The sequence below is a fragment of the Chitinophaga sp. OAE865 genome (genome assembly GCF_040546735.1).
Classification (GTDB): Bacteria; Bacteroidota; Bacteroidia; order Chitinophagales; family Chitinophagaceae; genus Chitinophaga; species Chitinophaga polysaccharea_A.
The window spans coordinates 2,493,802-2,509,779 of the sequence record NZ_JBEPOF010000001.1 but is presented as its reverse complement, the minus strand read 5'-3'; the positions used below and the strand labels follow the sequence as shown (position 1 = coordinate 2,509,779).

At 47.6% G+C, this 15,978-nt stretch carries 17 protein-coding genes; 13 read left to right on the top strand and 4 right to left on the bottom strand.

The window, feature by feature from the left end:
* Position 1: 1 nt before the first annotated feature.
* The gene (locus ABIE50_RS10350) at positions 2–1,267 is read right to left on the bottom strand and encodes a metallophosphoesterase (RefSeq protein ID WP_209863800.1); all 1,266 of its coding nucleotides are present in this window, start codon (positions 1,265–1,267) and stop codon (positions 2–4) included.
* Positions 1,268–1,712: 445 nt separating this feature from the next.
* Between ABIE50_RS10350 and ABIE50_RS10345 the strand changes: the two genes are divergently transcribed.
* The 6 genes from ABIE50_RS10345 (at position 1,713) to ABIE50_RS10320 (ending at position 6,216) form a co-directional block, all read left to right on the top strand.
* A complete protein-coding gene (locus ABIE50_RS10345; RefSeq protein ID WP_209863803.1) occupies positions 1,713–2,393 on the top strand; it encodes a metal-dependent hydrolase in 681 nt (226 codons plus the stop codon).
* Between the two features lie 67 nt (positions 2,394–2,460).
* A complete protein-coding gene (locus ABIE50_RS10340) occupies positions 2,461–3,282 on the top strand; it encodes a ParA family protein (RefSeq protein WP_142683312.1) in 822 nt (273 codons plus the stop codon).
* Positions 3,266–4,183 (top strand): ParB/RepB/Spo0J family partition protein, encoded by a 918-nt coding sequence (locus ABIE50_RS10335; protein WP_142683313.1) that lies wholly within the window; start codon positions 3,266–3,268, stop codon positions 4,181–4,183. Before ABIE50_RS10340 ends, ABIE50_RS10335 begins: the two co-directional genes overlap by 17 nt.
* Positions 4,184–4,244: 61 nt before the next feature.
* A complete protein-coding gene (locus tag ABIE50_RS10330; RefSeq protein ID WP_142683314.1) occupies positions 4,245–4,883 on the top strand; it encodes a DUF5683 domain-containing protein in 639 nt (212 codons plus the stop codon).
* Positions 4,884–4,925: 42 nt separating this feature from the next.
* Positions 4,926–5,645: a 4-hydroxy-tetrahydrodipicolinate reductase gene (gene dapB / locus ABIE50_RS10325; RefSeq protein WP_209863806.1), complete on the top strand. Its 720-nt coding sequence runs from the start codon at positions 4,926–4,928 to the stop codon at positions 5,643–5,645.
* Between the two features lie 151 nt (positions 5,646–5,796).
* Entirely contained in the window at positions 5,797–6,216 is a 420-nt protein-coding gene (locus tag ABIE50_RS10320; protein ID WP_142683316.1) for an RrF2 family transcriptional regulator, read from the top strand.
* Here ABIE50_RS10320 and ABIE50_RS10315 read toward each other — a convergent pair.
* Positions 6,200–6,433 (bottom strand): hypothetical protein, encoded by a 234-nt coding sequence (locus ABIE50_RS10315; protein ID WP_209863808.1) that lies wholly within the window; start codon positions 6,431–6,433, stop codon positions 6,200–6,202. The two genes, ABIE50_RS10320 and ABIE50_RS10315, sit on opposite strands and share 17 nt — an antisense overlap.
* A 209-nt stretch (positions 6,434–6,642) precedes the next feature.
* Here ABIE50_RS10315 and ABIE50_RS10310 point away from each other — a divergent pair, with 209 nt between their 5' ends.
* From ABIE50_RS10310 to ABIE50_RS10300, 3 genes are all read left to right on the top strand, one after another.
* Positions 6,643–7,326: a phosphoadenylyl-sulfate reductase gene (locus ABIE50_RS10310; protein ID WP_142683318.1), complete on the top strand. Its 684-nt coding sequence runs from the start codon at positions 6,643–6,645 to the stop codon at positions 7,324–7,326.
* Between the two features lie 35 nt (positions 7,327–7,361).
* The gene (gene cysD, locus ABIE50_RS10305; RefSeq protein WP_209863810.1) at positions 7,362–8,270 is read left to right on the top strand and encodes a sulfate adenylyltransferase subunit CysD; all 909 of its coding nucleotides are present in this window, start codon (positions 7,362–7,364) and stop codon (positions 8,268–8,270) included.
* Between the two features lie 80 nt (positions 8,271–8,350).
* On the top strand, positions 8,351–9,598 hold the full coding sequence (locus ABIE50_RS10300) for a sulfate adenylyltransferase subunit 1 (RefSeq protein ID WP_209863813.1): 1,248 nt from the start codon (positions 8,351–8,353) through the stop codon (positions 9,596–9,598).
* Between the two features lie 233 nt (positions 9,599–9,831).
* On the opposite strand, the gene ABIE50_RS10295 is transcribed toward ABIE50_RS10300, so the two are convergent.
* Positions 9,832–10,770 carry an NAD-dependent epimerase/dehydratase family protein gene (locus tag ABIE50_RS10295; RefSeq protein WP_209863815.1) on the bottom strand — a complete coding sequence of 313 codons (939 nt, stop codon included), beginning with the start codon at positions 10,768–10,770 and terminating at the stop codon, positions 9,832–9,834.
* Positions 10,771–11,019: 249 nt separating this feature from the next.
* On the opposite strand from ABIE50_RS10295, the gene kdsA reads away from it, so the two are divergent.
* Together kdsA and ABIE50_RS10285 are read left to right on the top strand one after the other, a co-directional pair.
* The gene (kdsA, locus tag ABIE50_RS10290) at positions 11,020–11,841 is read left to right on the top strand and encodes a 3-deoxy-8-phosphooctulonate synthase (RefSeq protein WP_185937072.1); all 822 of its coding nucleotides are present in this window, start codon (positions 11,020–11,022) and stop codon (positions 11,839–11,841) included.
* Between the two features lie 94 nt (positions 11,842–11,935).
* Positions 11,936–12,364 (top strand): hypothetical protein, encoded by a 429-nt coding sequence (locus ABIE50_RS10285; RefSeq protein WP_209863818.1) that lies wholly within the window; start codon positions 11,936–11,938, stop codon positions 12,362–12,364.
* Positions 12,365–12,439: 75 nt separating this feature from the next.
* On the opposite strand, the gene ABIE50_RS10280 is transcribed toward ABIE50_RS10285, so the two are convergent.
* Entirely contained in the window at positions 12,440–12,661 is a 222-nt protein-coding gene (locus ABIE50_RS10280) for a PspC domain-containing protein (protein WP_089894158.1), read from the bottom strand.
* Between the two features lie 346 nt (positions 12,662–13,007).
* Between ABIE50_RS10280 and ABIE50_RS10275 the strand changes: the two genes are divergently transcribed.
* Positions 13,008–15,278, top strand: a complete 2,271-nt coding sequence (locus ABIE50_RS10275) for an aconitate hydratase (RefSeq protein WP_209863821.1) — start codon at positions 13,008–13,010, stop codon at positions 15,276–15,278.
* 80 nt (positions 15,279–15,358) lie between these two features.
* Positions 15,359–15,973 carry an HD domain-containing protein gene (locus ABIE50_RS10270; RefSeq protein WP_209863824.1) on the top strand — a complete coding sequence of 205 codons (615 nt, stop codon included), beginning with the start codon at positions 15,359–15,361 and terminating at the stop codon, positions 15,971–15,973.
* The last annotated feature ends 5 nt before the right edge of the window (positions 15,974–15,978 follow it).

Genomic DNA, 15,978 nt, shown 5'->3' with positions numbered 1-15,978 from the left:
TTTATACCAGGTCTATCACCGTAATTTCAGGCAGGATACCCACTCGTCCGGGATATCCCAGGAATCCGAAGCCCCTGTTGACATACAGGAACTGCTCACCTTTTTTGTATAACCCTGCCCATTCTTTGTAGAAATACTGCGCCGGGCTCCATTTCAGCCCGGGTATTTCCACGCCGAACTGCATGCCATGGGTATGGCCTGCCAGCATCAGCGCAATGTCGGGGTATTCGGTACGTACCTGCGCATCCCAGTGGGTAGGGTCATGCGACAACAATATCTTAAACGGTATATGTTCCGCCCCTTCATAGGCCCTTTTCAGGTCGCCATAGCGGGGAAATCGTTTAATAGCGCTCCAGTTTTCAATACCTATGAGGGCAATCTGTTCCCCGTTGCGGTTCAGGATCACATTTTCATTCATCATCAGCTTCCAGCCCAGCTTGCCGTGTACGGCTTTTAAGTCTTCCAGGTTCTGGTGCTGCAGGGCGCTGTAGCCGTTGGCATTTTTATCGGGCCAGGGGTAATAATCGCCATAATCGTGGTTTCCCAGGGTAGAATACACGCCCATTGGCGCTTTTACTTCACTGAACACATCCAGCCACTCCGCCATTTCCACGGCACGGTCGTTTACCAGGTCGCCGGTAAACAGCACCAGGTCCGGTTTCTGGTCGTTGATCATCTTAATCCCCTTCATTACTGCTTCCCGGTTGGCAAAGCTGCCCGAATGTATATCGGAGATCTGTACGATCCTCAGTCCCTTAAAGGAGGCTGGCAGTTGTTTGAAGGCCATTTTGATCTTATGTACCCGGTAGTTGTATTTGTTGGAGAAGCCATAAATGAGTGTACCAAAAAAGGCGCCGCCGGTGATAAGGCCCAGGCGGTTAATGAACTGCGACCTGGATAAGCCGCTTACCGCCGGGCTTGGTGCTGCTGCCTGCGCGCCGCTGAACTTGCGGATCAGCCACAGTACGCCCCTGCGCAGGTCGTCGATCAGCAGAAATACCGTTACCAGCAGCTTAGCCAGTACCAGGCCCATGAAAATGGCCATCAGGTACGATTTCAGCGTAGGAGGCCAGCTATGCCAGTTAATATAGGGCAGCAAAGCGATCATCAGCACACAGGCAAGAGAAATAAACCAGTAAACGGAATAGGTAATATTCCTTACTCTCGGAGCAGACATATACACCATGGCTCTTACAGCCTGGAAAACATAAATATCCAGTAACAGAAGGAAAACAATAAGTATAATGGAATTAATCCCGGGTCGCATTATAGAAATTTAATATAGATATACAATAGTTAAGCAATTTAACACAACTTACCTGGTCTGAAAAGTTAAAAGGCAGTTGTATTATTACAAGACGAATAACAATGCCGGGAATTGTATGTTTTTATTTTTTTTATTAAGAATGGAGAAACAGTACATTTGCTGGCGACCGGTATAGATAATTTTAATATTTTATTAATATATTGATCTTACCCCTGCTGAAACTGGCTAAAAATTAACCCGTTAACGGGTATTGGGTCCCGTTCTGCGAACAGTTTGTGTATAAATAAATATACTGCAGCACCCGAATTTTAGGTAATCGTTGTATTTTTGTCCGATTACGCTACTTTTAATAAAGTTACTTTTAGATATAGGTGTAGATTAATAACGGATGACGGAGACCAGATCTCCCCCCGAAGTTGTCGTGAATAATTCAAATGGACTGATTATGAAGTATACTTGCTATGGACATTCCTGTTTTGCAGTGGAGATTATGGGTAAAAAGATCCTTTTTGATCCTTTCATTACCCATAATGAACTGGCGGCCAAAGTAGATATCAATGCCATTGAGGCGGATTATATTTTTGTTTCCCATGGGCACGAGGATCATACGGCCGATCTGGTAGCCCTGGCAAAACGAACCAATGCCACTGTAGTATCTAATTTTGAAATAGTGACCTGGGCAGGTAAACAGGGGATTGAAAAATTACATCCCATGAATACCGGCGGTAAATGGAAGTTTGAATTCGGAACCGTAAAATGCGTGGTAGCACACCATTCCAGCAGTTTGCCTGATGGCACTTATGGCGGCAACCCGATGGGCTTTATATTTATGACGGACGAAGGGAACTTTTATTATGCCGGCGATACTGCGCTTACATTGGATATGGAGCTGATACCGGGCATTTCCTCGCTGGATTTTGCCATACTGCCTATCGGCGATAATTTCACCATGGGCATTGAAGATGCTATTGCAGCCGCTGAATTGATAGAATGTGATAAAATAATCGGCGTACACTACAACACTTTCGGCTACGTTAAGATTGATACCAACGAAGCAAAAATGCAGTTTATTGATGCCGGGCTTGAACTGATATTACCCGAAATAGGTAGTACCATAGAGGTTTGAGGAAGAAGTGATCATTGCTGATTTATCCTTTATCCTATAAATAACCTTTGAATTTTTAAATTACACAATGGCTAGAATAATCGCAATCGCTAACCAGAAAGGTGGCGTAGGAAAAACTACAAGTGCAATAAACCTGGCAAGCAGCCTGGCTGTGCTGGAATTTAAGACACTGCTGGTTGACGCCGACCCGCAGGCAAACAGCACCACGGGGCTGGGTTTCGACCTGCGCAATGTGCAGCAGAGCTTGTACGATTGTATGGTGAACGATGTGCAGGCCAAAGATGTGATCCTGGAATCAGATACTCCCAACCTGAAGGTATTGCCTTCTCATATAGACCTGGTAGGCGCTGAACTGGAGCTCATCAATCACCCTAACCGGGAAAGAGTGATGAAACAGGTGATCGACTCCGTGGAAGCAGATTATGATTTCGTAATTGTTGACTGCTCCCCCTCCCTGGGCCTCATCACCGTAAATGCCCTCGTAGCATCCAACTCCGTGATCATCCCCGTTCAATGTGAATTCTTTGCACTGGAAGGTCTCGGCAAATTACTCAATACCATCAAGATTGTACAAAGCCGCCTGAATATAGAACTGGAAATTGAAGGTATCCTGATGACCATGTACGATGGTCGCCTGCGCCTCAGCAATCAGGTGGTGGATGAAGTAAAACAACACTTTGAAGAAAGCGTGTTCAATACCATCATTCACCGTAATACCAAACTGGGAGAAGCTCCCAGCTTCGGTAAATCCGTTATTATGTACGATGCTGCCAGCACAGGCGCTATTAACTACCTGAACCTGGCCAAGGAAATCCTGCAGAAACATAATTTCACCAAAATTAAATCCAAAGACAAAATCCTAGCTATAAACGATGACCAATCCAAGTAAGAAAGAAGCGTTGGGTAAAGGCATCCGCTCTCTGCTTCAAAATATCGATACAGATCTGAAGCAAACTGCCGGCGCCCTGGGTGATAAAGTAGTAGCTGCCGCTACAGGCATTGAACGCATATCACTGGATCTGATTGTAACCAATCCGAAACAGCCGCGTCGCGACTTTGATGAAGTTTCCTTACAGGAGTTAAGCCAGTCCATCAAACTGCATGATGTGATCCAGCCCATCACGGTGGCAAGGATCAATGCTAAAAAATTCCAGCTCATCGCCGGAGAACGTCGCCTGAGAGCCAGTAAACTGGCCGGGCTGAAAGATATCCCCGCGTATATCCGCCAGGTGAACGACCAGGAGCTGCTGGAGCTCGCCCTGCTGGAAAACCTGCAAAGGGAAAACCTCAATGCCATTGAGGTAGGCCTCAGCTACAAAAGGCTCATGGAAGAATGCACGCTCACCCAGGAACAGGTGGCCGACCGCATGGGCAAAGAAAGAAGCACCGTTACCAACTATATACGCCTGCTCAAATTGCCACCGGATATCCAGGTAGCCGTGCGCAATGGCCAGCTCAGCATGGGCCACGCCCGTGTGCTGACCGGTGTGGAAAACGTGGAAAACCAACTCTTCCTGTACAACGAAATCCTGAAAAACGGGTTGTCTGTACGGCAAACAGAAGAACTGGCACGTAATATTAACCAGGCCGACAAAAATCATCAGCAAAAAGCAGCCAAGGTAAAACTACCGCCTGCTTACCAGAAAATACAGGACAAACTTGCCTCCCACTTCTCTACCAAGGTAAAACTGGACAGGGGAAAAAGCGGCAAAGGCAGCATTTTAATTGAATTCTATTCGGATGAAGAGCTGGATAGTATCCTGGAAAAAATAGATCTATACGGTGGCTAATAGGGCTCAATACATATTTTATTCACTACGGCACGCTTTATTGTTTTTAATTGCAGTAGCAATGGCTGCGCCATTACATGCACAACAGGATACCCTGCGCCCCATTGCCAAAACAATGGATACCATTATCCGGCCTATACCCGCACCCGGTACGGATACCGTAAAAGCAAACAAAGCCATCTTCACCGACAGCGCCTATGTTCCCGATTCCAAACTCCCGCACAGCCCCCGTAAAGCCGCCCTTTACTCTGCTGTAGTGCCGGGCCTCGGACAGGCATACAATAGAGAATACTGGAAAATTCCCATCGCATACGCCGCTATTGGTACCTGTGTTTACTTCTTTGTGGATAACATGAAAACGTACAAGCTGTATCGCGATGCCTACCGCCTCCGGGTAGACGGCAACCCGGATACCAACGATACCAGCCCGGATACCAAACCTTATGATACCGAATCGCTCAAAGTAGGCCGCGACCAGTTCCGGCAGTATGTGGATTATTCGGTGTTGTTCTTCATCCTGGCGTACGGCGTCAACATTATAGACGCTACCGTATTTGCACATCTCCGTAATTTCGATATGTCGGATGACCTCAGCATGCGGGTTTCTCCCACACTGATCAACAATCGTACACTCGGCATCGGCCTTAATATTTCCTTTGGCGGTAAAAAGGGAAAAAGCCGTTACTTCGCAGGCCGCTGATCTTCACTAATACATCAACTTAAAATACAACTTTCAAGGGTCATGAAAATAGCGCTCATAGGATATGGTAAAATGGGACAGGCAATAGATGCTATTGCCACTGCCAAAGGTCATGAAATAATACTCCGCGTGGATATTAGCAGCAAACACCTGCTGGAAAAAGAACACCTTTCACAGGCTGACGTAGCTATCGAGTTCACCACCCCTGAAACAGCCTACCACAACATCTTGAAATGCTTCGACGCCAATGTGCCGGTAGTTTCCGGCACCACAGGCTGGCTGGATAAGCTACCGGAAGTAAAGGCCCTCTGCCTGGAAAAGAACCAGGCATTCCTTCATGCCACTAATTTCAGCATAGGCGTAAATATCTTCTTTGAACTGAACAAGAAACTGGCAGACCTCATGGCCGGCCAGCCACAATACAACGTGAAGATGGAAGAGATCCATCATACCCAGAAAAAGGATGCACCAAGCGGCACCGCCCTCACACTGGCAGAGCAGGTACTGGCATCGGTGACCCGTAAAACCGGCTGGGTAAACGAAGACAGCGATCAACCGGAAACATTGCCTATCATTTCCAAAAGGATAGATCCGGCCCCAGGCACACATACCGTTAACTATACTTCCGCCATCGACGATATCACCATCACTCATACCGCACACTCCCGCGAAGGCTTTGCCGCCGGCGCTGTAGTAGCAGCAGAATGGCTGAAAGGCAAAACCGGCGTGTTCACCATGCGGGATGTGCTGAACCTGGGATAGCAGCACGATACACTTTTAGCCCCGGGGCCCTTTCCGGCGGCTAAAAGGCAGTCGCCCACTGCTGGCAGCTAAAAACTGCTTATCTTTGCAGGAATATAAAGTTAGCAACCGAACTATAAGTTCATCCGTGGAGGGATGCAAAAAAGTCTGTATGTTATCAAAAAAAACACAATACGCATTTCACGCATTAGTACACCTGGCAGAAAATGTAGATAAAGGCCCCATCCTTATATCGGAGATTGCACAGGAGAAAAATATTTCTATCAAATTCCTGGAAAACATTTTGCTGGAATTGAAGAATGCCGGTATCCTCGGCAGTAAAAAAGGAAAAGGCGGGGGATATTACCTCATGCGGCCTCCGAAAGAGATCGCCCTGGCTAAGATCATCCGGCTGCTCGACGGTCCTATTGCGCTGCTCCCATGCGTAAGCCTCAACTATTACGAGCGCTGCGAAAATTGCCGCGACGAAGCGGTATGTGGCCTCAACGAAGTAATGGGCCGCGTAAGGGACTCCGCTCTCAAGATCCTTGAAAACAAAACACTGAAGGATATTCTTACCAGGAATAGCTGATCAGGGTTAAAATATCAAAGCCGGCCATTAAGCCGGCTTTTTCACGCCTGTAAAGGATTTCAGGATCAAGTCCACCTCCCCTCCACTTTCCCTGCAGTAACGCTGCCAGTGCCAGGTAAGCGTGAAGTAATTCCCATCCCATTGCAAAGCGGCCCCCACCCGGGAAATTAAGCCCTTCCCGGCCGGCAATGTCGGCTAAGCCGCCCCCGGCAATCACCCCCGGTATCCAAAAGTTGGCGCCCTGGTCGGCCCTACCCCCCGGCCTCGTCTTTCCACATATCCCCCACCATAGCCCATCTTCCCGAAAGAAATAATTTTTTACATTATTAGTCTATCTTTTTTATAGGTTTTATGTATTTTTGTTGCAGGAGCAACCGTAATTGCTCCGCTGGCACTAGACATATCAATTCAATAAGGAAGATCTACATGACAGACATTACCACCGCGCTGGTCAACAAACCGGTGGAGGAGGCTATACAGTACCTGCTGGAACAATACCCCGGCGCTGTAGCATTCTCTACTTCTTTTGGCCAGGAAGACCAGGTGATATCAGATATTATCTGGCGTAACCAATTGCCGGTTAGAGTTTTTACCCTGGACACGGGCCGCCTCTTTCAGGAAACATACGATGTAATGGACCTTACCATGGCCCGTTATAAACAGCCTGTAGAAGTATATTACCCCGATACCAAAGCAGTAGAAAAACTGATTTCCGCCAAAGGACCCAACAGCTTTTATGAATCCGTGGAAAACCGCAAGGAATGTTGCGGCATCCGCAAAATTGTTCCCCTTAACAGGGCGCTGGAAGGCGTAAAAGTATGGATCACCGGCCTCCGGGCAGAACAATCCGAAAACAGGCAGGGCATGGAAATCCTTGAATGGGACGAACATCGCCACCTCTACAAATTCAACCCGCTGATCCACTGGGGCTACGATGAAGTGCTGGCCTACCTGGAGCAACATAAGGTGCCTTATAACAAGCTGCACGACAAAGGCTTTATCAGCATTGGCTGCGCTCCATGTACGCGCGCCATTGAACCTGGAGAAAATCCACGCGCCGGACGCTGGTGGTGGGAACAGTCGCAGAAAGAATGCGGACTGCACGGATAATAAATATTAGCTTTTTGAATAAATTATTATAGTCCATGACTAATCAGATAAATTGGGAATTTCCTCAGGCACTGGAAGATGAAGCCATTTACATACTTCGTGAAACAGTGGCACAGTTCGAAAAACCGGTGCTCCTGTTCTCAGGCGGTAAAGATTCAATTACACTCGTACGACTGGCGCAGAAAGCATTTTACCCCGGTAAAATACCTTTCTCCCTGCTGCATGTAGATACCGGCCACAACTTCCCGGAAACCATCCAGTTCCGCGACTGGCTCGTGAATACACTCGGACTGGATATCATCATCCGGAATGTACAGGACAGCATCGACCAGGGTAAAGCCCAGGAAGAAACCGGCAAGTACGCCAGCAGGAACGCATTGCAAACCGTGACCCTCCTGGATGCCATCGAAGAAGGCAAGTTCGACGCCTGCATAGGCGGCGCCCGCAGGGATGAAGAAAAAGCCCGCGCCAAGGAAAGGATCTTCTCGGTAAGAGATGAATTTGGTCAGTGGAACGCCAAAATGCAACGCCCTGAACTGTTCGATATCCTCAACGGTAAAATCAACATAGGCGAAAACGTTCGCGTATTCCCTATCTCCAACTGGACAGAACTGGATGTATGGAACTATATCGTCCGTGAAAAACTGGAGATCCCGTCTATCTACTTCTCCCATGAAAGAGAAATCATAGAACGCGATGGTCTTTACTGGCCTTACTCCTCTTTCCTCAACACCACTGCCGACGAAGTACCGTTCCGCCAGAAAGTACGTTTCCGTACCGTAGGCGATATGACCTGTACTGCCGCCGTATTATCTGAAGCAGATAAACTGGAAGACATCATTGCTGAAATCATGGAAGCAAAGATCTCCGAACGTGGCGCACGTATAGACGACAAACGCTCTGAAGCCGCTATGGAAAAAAGAAAACAGGCAGGATATTTCTAACAGCATTTCCTGTTATATACACTCAACTTAATTGAACACATCTTTCAACGCCCGTCGCTGAAAGCCAAAAAATAAAAATAATGGAGGTTTTACGTATAGCCACTTCCGGTAGTGTTGACGATGGTAAAAGTACCTTAATAGGCCGTTTATTATACGATACCAATTCTATTCCGCAAGATAAAATGGAAGCGCTCCACGCTGCCAGCAAACGCAAAGGACTGGACTTTACCGACCTGTCGTTGCTCACCGACGGACTGGTAGCAGAACGCGAACAGGGAATTACTATAGATGTGGCCCACATCTATTTCTCCACCCCTACCCGCAAATACATCATTGCCGATACCCCCGGGCATATTGAATATACCCGCAACATGGTTACCGGCGCCTCCAATGCACAAGTGTCACTGATCCTTATAGACGCCCGCAGGGGCATCGTGGAACAAACCCACCGCCACTTCTTTATCGCCAACCTCCTTCGTATTCCCTACCTGGTGGTTTGTGTAAATAAAATGGACCTGGTTGATTACAGCGAAGCCCGCTTTAACCAGATAGTGGAAGATTTCCAGCAGATGCTCAATAATGCAGGATTCAAAGGACAGGAAGTGAAATTTATTCCTATCTCCTCCCTGTATGGTGAAAACGTGGCAAGTCGCACCGGCGCTATCAACTGGTACAACGGCAGCACATTGCTGGAATACCTGGAGCAGGTGTCTTTTGATCATGAAGACCGTAACCACCCGGCCCGCTTCCCCATTCAAAGTGTGATCCGCCCCAGAACTACTGAATACCACGATTTCCGCGGCTTTGCGGGTAAAGTGGCCAGCGGGCACTTCTCTGTAGGCGATGAAGTGGTTTCCCTGCCCTCCGGGCAAAAGAGCCGCATCAAAACCATTGAGCAATTCGAGAAACAACTAACGGTAGCGCATGCACGTGAAAGCGTGGTGATCACCCTGGAAGGTGAAATAGATAGCAGTCGCGGTAACATGCTCGTGAAAACAAACGAAATACCGCAGCAGCTGAAAGAAATAAGCGCCAACATCTGCTGGATGGACCAGCTGCCCCTTGCTGCCGGTAAAACCTACCTGTTGCAGCACGGCGTGAACCGCGTGAAGGCAAAAGTACAGCAGATCAATTATGTAACAGACGTTACCAATCATGTTCAGGTAACAGACAAAACCTCTATGGCACTGAATGATATCGGCCGTATCACACTGAAAACAGCCGCGCCTGTATTTGCAGATCCTTACGAACAGAACCCCGCCAACGGGGCCTTCATTCTCATCGATGAATTCAACAACACCACGGTGGCGGTAGGTTTTATCGAATAGTGCGGGGGATCGCCTTCGGCGATTGTCTTGGCTCAGGATTAAACTGATTAACCGTGATTACCAGGATTTGATTTTGTTGTGATTTTATGATTAACAATAATTAAGGGAGATAAAAGCGAATCCGCTTATATCTCCCTTAATCTTTTAAAATCAGTAATAATCAAACCTGGTAATCACGGTTAATCAGTTTAATCCTGAGCCAAGACAATTTAACACCGCCGGAGGCGGTTAAGCTATATATGCGTGAGCATATCTTTTGTCATAGCTTCGAGGTCGAACTCCGGTTTCCAGCCCCAGTCGGCGCGCGCCTGGCTGTCGTCGATGCTGTTGGGCCAGCCGTCAGCAATCTGCTGGCGGTAATCAGGCTGGTAGGCCATACTGAAGGCAGGAATATGTTTCTTTATTTCTGCGCCTATCTCCTTCGGGGAGAAGCTCATGGCGCCTAAATTATAGGCGGAACGCACGGTGATCCTTGAGGCGTCTGCTTCCATCAGCTCAATGGTGGCACGGATGGCGTCCGGCATATACATCATTGGCAGGTAAGTGTTTTCAGAAAGAAAGCTGGTGTATTGCTGGTGCTCCTTCGCCTCATGGAAAATTTCGATGGCATAATCTGTAGTACCTCCTCCGGGCGCTGATTTGTAACTGATCAGCCCGGGGTAACGCAGGCTCCTTACATCCACGCCGAAGCGGTGATTGTAATATTCGCACCAGCGCTCGCCTGCAAATTTGCTGATCCCGTAAATGGTGGTAGGCTCAATGATAGTATGCTGCGGCGTTTCCTGCGCGGGGGAATTAGGCCCGAATACCGCAATAGAACTGGGCCAGTATACTTTATCAAGATTTTCTTCTTTGGCAATATCCAGTACATTCAACAGGCTCTGCATATTGATATGCCAGGCCAGCAATGGATTTTTTTCACCGGTGGCCGACAGGATCGCCGCCAGCAGATAGATCTGGGTGATATTATGACGGATCACCAGCACATGCAGCATCTCCTTGTTCATCACATCCAGCGATACATACGGACCGGTTCCCTTCAGCAGGTCGTGCTCCTCACGCAGATCCGAGGCCAGCACATTTGCATCCCCGTACATCTTTCTCAGGGCCAGCGTCAGTTCAACGCCAATTTGTCCGCAGGCGCCAATAACCAGTATCTTATCTTTCTTCATACCAAAATATAATTGTAAGCTTTTTTTTAAAAATCGAAGCGTAATATTAACGGGTTCCCCCGTATTTCCACACACCCCACCTCAGCGCATGACAATGCTATAACAATGAAATTAACAGCAGGTTATGCACATGGTTTTCGGATTACAATATCATGACAATCTCCATTAATGACATGGCAGCATCACCTCCCTTTGGCGGAGAATGCCTATCTTTGCACCTTCAATTAAATGACCCAATTTTTTCAACATATGAAGCATTTAAAATCTTTATTTAAAGAACAGTACAACCCCGAAAATTTTTTCCTGATTGCGGGTCCGTGTGTGATAGAAGAAGAATCGATACTGATGGAAGTAGCGGAAAAAGTAACTACTATCTGTAAACGTTTAGCCATCCCCTATATTTTCAAAGCATCATACCGTAAAGCTAACCGTACCAGCGTACATTCCTTCACGGGAATTGGCGATGTAGAAGGACTGGAGCTGCTGCAGAAAATAGGCAAAACCTTTAATGTTCCGGTTACCTCAGATATTCACTCTGCCGCAGAAGCTGCCATGGCAGCCGCTTACGTGGATGTGTTGCAGATCCCTGCCTTCCTTTGCCGCCAAACGGATATCCTGCTGGCTGCTGCCGAAACAGGTAAAGTAGTAAATGTAAAGAAAGGACAGTTCCTCAGCGGCGAATCCATGAAATTTGCCGTGGAAAAGATCAAAGGAGCCGGCAATGATCATATTATCCTTACCGAACGTGGCACCACTTTCGGCTACCAGGATCTTGTAGTGGATTACCGCAACATTCCTATCATGAAGCACCTGGGCGAACCGGTGGTGATGGATTGCACCCATTCCCTGCAACAGCCTAATCAAACCAGCGGTGTTACCGGCGGTAACCCGCAAATGATCAGCACCATTGCCAGGGCAGCTATTGCTACAGGCGCCGATGGCCTGTTCATTGAAACGCATCCCGACCCTTCCTGCGCAAAATCCGATGGCGCAAATATGCTCCGCCTGGATCTGCTGGAACCATTGCTGGAACAACTGGTGGAGCTCCGCCAGGTTGTAAGGAAGTTTTAAGATAACCAGAACATAATATTAAAAAGCTATTATTACCGCAGGGTGATAATAGCTTTTTCTTTATAGGAAGCTTTGCACTTTTTTCAGTAAATTCATGAAACACATAAAATCCACTTTCACTATGATCAATATCCATGAATTAAAATCAGGTGATACCATTATCACAAAGTATGGCGGGGCAGAAAAGGAGGGAAAGATCCTGCAGGTAGATCATGAAGACAAAAAAGTGCTGGTGGCTACAGATGAAAATGAGTTCTGGTATGATCTCGATAACCTGGAGCCTATCCATCTGACCGAAGCCACCCTGCTGAAACTCCAGTTTCATAAAGAGGAATCGGCGTCTTCGCCGGCAGGTGGAACGTTGTATGTGAGAGGGCCTTTTTCAATCCGTTGGTTCGAGGAAGGACATGATCCCCTCATGCAGCTGCATTACCGCGATGAAACCCGTAACCTTACGGCGCCCATCACGTTAAATGAGCTACAGAATCATTATCACGGTATGACGCTGTTTCATCTTGAATAAACGACAACAATATATAAAACAAAAGAGGTGGCTCACAGACAATGCGAACCACCTCTTTTGTTTTATATTAATTATCTATAAATAACGTAATGGATTTCTCCGGGCATTCTGGATATAATTTTTCATATTCACCCAAAAGGCAAGGATCATATATACAATGAGCGGGGACCCCATTGTCAGGAAAGTAGCATAGATGAAAAAGATGCGTATGCGGGATGTGGCTACTCCAAGTTTATCTCCTATAGCGGCACATACACCGAACGCCTTCCATTCCACGAAGTCTTTTATCCGGTTCATACATCAAATTTATCAAATTCCGGCTGGAAAAACAAGGAAAAAAGGCCTGGTAAAGCACATCCCTTTACACGGCTGAATATGAGCATCTTTGCCGCGGGACTGCTTTTTCACCGCATGAGCAAGTTAATTTTACCAGGGCGGATAAATTTAATATAGTATTTTTTAATAATTTTTCTGGAAGATGGAAAAATGTCCTTTTCCTTACCCTGCATCGATTTTAAGGAACTGTTAAAGTACAGGGAGTTTATGCACAGTTGGCTATATGTTAAGTATTTAATTTAAAAACTTGCTGATTTTAGTTAATTTTGCGAGCAATTTTTAACCGCTCTTAAATAATTTTTTTCCCATGGTGTTTGATATTGACATGATTAAAAAAGTGTATGCGGCACTCCCGGGTAAAGTGGAAGCTACCCGTAAAATGCTGGGTCGACCGCTGACGCTGGCTGAGAAGATTTTGTACGCACACTTGTATGCACCGAGTACCACGCCCTACGAAAGAGGCAAATCCTATGTTGAATTTGCACCGGACCGTGTAGCTATGCAGGATGCAACCGCCCAGATGGCATTGCTCCAGTTTATGACCTGCGGTCGCGATAAAGTTGCGGTTCCCTCCACTGTTCACTGTGATCACCTCATTCAGGCAAAAGTAGGCGCTACAGAAGATCTGGCAACTGCTATTGACACCAATAAAGAAGTTTACGATTTCCTTTCCTCAATTTCTGATAAATATGGCATCGGTTTCTGGAAACCAGGCGCCGGTATCATTCACCAGGTAGTACTGGAAAACTATGCGTTTCCCGGTGGTATGATGATCGGTACCGACTCCCACACCCCTAATGCCGGCGGTTTAGGCATGGTGGCTATCGGCGTTGGCGGTGCAGATGCAGTAGACGTAATGGCTGGCTTACCCTGGGAACTGAAAATGCCGAAACTGATCGGTGTGAAACTGACAGGTAAAATGAGTGGCTGGACTTCTGCCAAAGATATTATCCTCAGAGTAGCAGGTATCCTCACCGTAAAGGGCGGTACCGGCGCTATCGTGGAATATTTCGGCGAAGGTGCAGACAGCTTCAGCGCTACCGGTAAAGCCACCATTTGTAACATGGGTGCTGAAATCGGCGCAACCTGCTCCCTCTTTGCATACGACAGCAAAATGGCGGAATACCTGAAAATCACCGGCCGTACAGAAGTGGCTACCCTGGCTGATGAAGTAAGGGATCACCTCCGCCCGGATGCAGAAGTATACGCTGATCCTGCTAAATACTACGACCAGGTGATCGAAATCAACCTTGATGAACTGGAACCTTATGTAAACGGTCCGTTCACCCCGGATCTGGCATGGCCTATCTCCAAATTTGCACAGGCAGTAAAAGAAAACAACTGGCCCGAAAAACTGGAAGTAGCCCTCATCGGCTCCTGCACCAACTCTTCTTATGAAGACATTTCCCGTTCTGCGTCCCTGGCTCAGCAGGCAATCGACAAGCAACTGGAAATGAAATCTGAATATACCATCACTCCCGGATCTGAACTGGTACGTTATACCATCGAAAGAGACGGTTTGCTGAATACCTTCGACAAGGTAGGCGGTGTAGTACTGGCAAACGCCTGCGGTCCGTGTATCGGCCAGTGGGCTCGTCATATCGACGATCCAAACCGTAAGAACTCTATCATCACTTCCTTCAACCGTAACTTCGCGAAAAGAAATGATGGTAACGCTTCTACCCACGCATTTGTGGCTTCCCCTGAAATTGTAACCGCACTGGCCATTGCAGGTGATCTTACCTTCAACCCGCTGACCGATAAGCTGAAAAACAAGAACGGTGAAGAAGTAATGCTGGATGAACCGGTAGGTTATGAACTGCCTCCGAAAGGTTTCGCAGTAGAAGATGCCGGTTACCAGGCCCCTGCAGTTGACGGTAGCGGCGTTCAGGTGAAAGTATCCCCTACTTCCGACCGTTTACAGCTCCTGGAACCATTTGCTGCATGGGAAGGCACCGATCTGAAAGGATTGAAGCTCCTCATCAAGGCAAAAGGCAAATGTACCACGGATCATATCTCCATGGCCGGTCCATGGCTGAAATACCGCGGTCACCTGGATAACATTTCCAACAACATGCTCATTGGTGCGATCAACGCATTCAACGATAAAAGCGACACCGTGAAGAATGCCCTTACCGGCCAGTACGGTGCTGTACCGGCTACCATGCGCGACTACAAAGCACACGGCTTTGGCGCAGTAGTAGTAGGCGATGAAAACTACGGTGAAGGATCCAGCCGCGAACACGCTGCCATGGAGCCCCGTCACCTCGGCGTTCGTGCTATCCTGGTGAAATCTTTCGCCCGTATCCACGAAACCAACCTGAAAAAACAAGGTATGCTGGGTCTGACCTTCGCTAACAAAGAAGATTATGACCTGATCCAGGAAGATGATACCATCGATATCCTTGGCCTTACCACCTTTGCCCCGGGTAAACAACTCACCGTTGTGCTTCATCACAAAGATGGCAGCACCAGTGAATTCCCTGTAAACCACACGTACAACGAACAACAGATCGAGTGGTTTAAAGCCGGTGGCGCCCTGAACGTGATCCGTGCAGAAGCTGCCAAAAAAGCTTAATACAAAGCTTTCACATACCAGGAACGGGCAGGAATCTTTTTCTGCCCGTTCCTTTTTTACAGCCACCCAAAAAGCACCATATGCAATTAAGCGCCATCTGGTCTTCCCTTCATCCCAATACCGCTGCAACGCTGGTAAACAGCTCCTATGCGGCATTGCAGGAGGCGTACCAGTCGCCTGGCAGGTATTACCACAACTGGTCGCATATTCAGCAGCTGGTAACCCTGCAACAGGCCTATGCAGATCAGCTTACAGATCCGGAAGCGGTGCTCTTTGCCATCTTCTTTCATGATATTATTTACAACCCGCTGCAACCCGATAATGAGGAGCAGAGCGCTGCCGCCGCAGTAGCCCATCTGCACAGGATCAATTATCCCGCGGAAAAAACCGGCAAGATCAGCGATTTCATTATCGCCACCAAAACACATATCAATACCCACCGGGACCCGGACCTGGACTACTTCCTGGATTTCGACCTGCAGATCCTGGGCGCTTCCCCGGAAACATACCAGGCATATGCCCGGCAGATCAGGCAGGAATACCAGGTGTACCCCGATAACGTGTATATGCCGGGACGTAAAAAAGTATTGCAGCACTTCCTGGATATGCCCGTGATCTATATGACGCAGGCTTTCCGGGAATTATATGAAACAACCGCCAAGGCCAACATCCAGGCAGAATTAAACACTTTATAACCAGA